The sequence below is a fragment of the Microcystis sp. M53603_WE2 genome (genome assembly GCF_030065435.1).
In genome coordinates this window covers 1-1,470 of the sequence record NZ_JASJFF010001265.1, presented here as the reverse complement: position 1 = coordinate 1,470, position 1,470 = coordinate 1, and the positions used below count along the sequence as shown (strand labels likewise).

3 protein-coding genes are annotated in these 1,470 nt (G+C 39.7%); all 3 read left to right on the top strand.

Annotated features, from left to right (window positions below; genetic code table 11):
* Positions 1–139 precede the first annotated feature (139 nt).
* Entirely contained in the window at positions 140–436 is a 297-nt protein-coding gene (locus tag PX481_RS26560) for a toxin-antitoxin system TumE family protein (protein ID WP_353852234.1), read from the top strand.
* A gap of 47 nt (positions 437–483) precedes the next feature.
* Entirely contained in the window at positions 484–1,275 is a 792-nt protein-coding gene (locus tag PX481_RS26555) for a Uma2 family endonuclease (protein ID WP_002757096.1), read from the top strand.
* Positions 1,276–1,414: 139 nt separating this feature from the next.
* Positions 1,415–1,470, top strand: a 56-nt coding sequence (locus tag PX481_RS29925) for a helix-turn-helix domain-containing protein (protein ID WP_072024880.1), incomplete at its 3' end; no start/stop codon positions are given.

The window sequence follows — 1,470 nt, the reverse complement described above, 5'->3', positions numbered from 1 at the left end:
CTTATATAGAAAGGCATTTAGCGATTTTTGTCAATTGTTTTTTATCTAGAGCGAACTAATCAATTAAGTCTCTTGCCAGATAAGGATTTAGTCGATTTATGCCCCCCTATCGAACCATAACAAGTAACGAAGAGCCAAAATTTATAACGCAAGTCAAGGCTATATTAATGGTTCAATTATTTTTGAAAATAATCATCGCTTAGACTTTGTTGAAGTTAAAAATACTGACACAAAACCAAAGATAAAATATCGCTATCATTACATGAACGAAGCTCAAGTTATGATCTTCCGTTATGATAATGCACCCCATCATGTTGAAATTGCCACTTTCCCCCATCATAAACACGAGGTTGATGACATTAAAGAAAGCCTTGAGCCAAGTCTTGAGCAAGTGCTTTTAGAAATCGCAGAAAAACAACGAAATCTAAAACCGTAATTTTCTGTTAGAATTAGCAGTAATCAAACACCACGCTTGCAGGAGCTATGGTTAACCTCACCTATAACAAAAATCGCCCTCTTCCCAGCGCCGAAGAATTGCCCTCTTCCGATGAAACTCCAGTGGACAATCAGTTACAAAATGATCTTCCCAATCTGCTGCTAAATTTATTAGCTTTAATTTGGTCTGGTCGAGATGATTGGTATTTTGGGGTAGATATGGCTGTTTATTATAATCCAGACGAATCAGCTTTTGTCCCCGATGGTTTCTTAGCAGTTGGAGTCAACCATGATACGGGAGAAAGAGGTCGGTTAAGCTATGTTTTGTGGGGGGAAAAATATATCTTGCCGATTTTGTTTTTAGAGGTAATTTCCGAGAAGTATAATGGTGAATATGAGGAGAAATTCTTAAATTACCAAAGCCTGGGGATTCTGTATTATGTAATTTACAATCCTTTCAGTGGCAGAAGAGGAAGATTTAAAAAGCGACAACGATTAGAAGTATATAAATTAATATCAGGAAAATATGAACTTTTAGAAAGTGAGAATAATCGAGTTTGGTTGCCAGAAATTGGCTTGGCACTGGGTTACGAGAAAGGAGAACATATTGCTTGGTATCGGGAATGGTTATACTGGTATGACCAGTCGGGAAATCGCTATCTAACGGCTGAGGAAAGAGCGATGAACGCAGAGGCGATCGCTGATCAAGAACGGCTGGCGAAACAAGAGGCTGAGGCGATCGCTGCTCAAGAACGCTTGGCTAAACAAGAGGCTGAACAAAAAGCCATCCGGCTCGCTGAAAGGCTCAGATTGCTTGGCATTAACCCTGATGAAGTGTAAGGTCTGACTTCTCCAAGGTATCAACAACAACCCGCATCACCAATCATCGAAAATTTTGGGTCTGAAACCCCGTCGTTCTACGACGGCTTTACTGTTAAATATGAGCATCGTTTACGAAATATATGCTAAAATGTGAGACATGGAAAAAGCCTACTCGTTCCGATTTTACCCCACACCCGAACAAGAGTCGCTATT

Coding starts and splice junctions, on each gene's coding strand:
- PX481_RS26555 (WP_002757096.1), top strand. CDS start 484: ATGGTTAACCTCACCTATAACAAAAATCGCCCTCTTCCCAGCGCCGAA.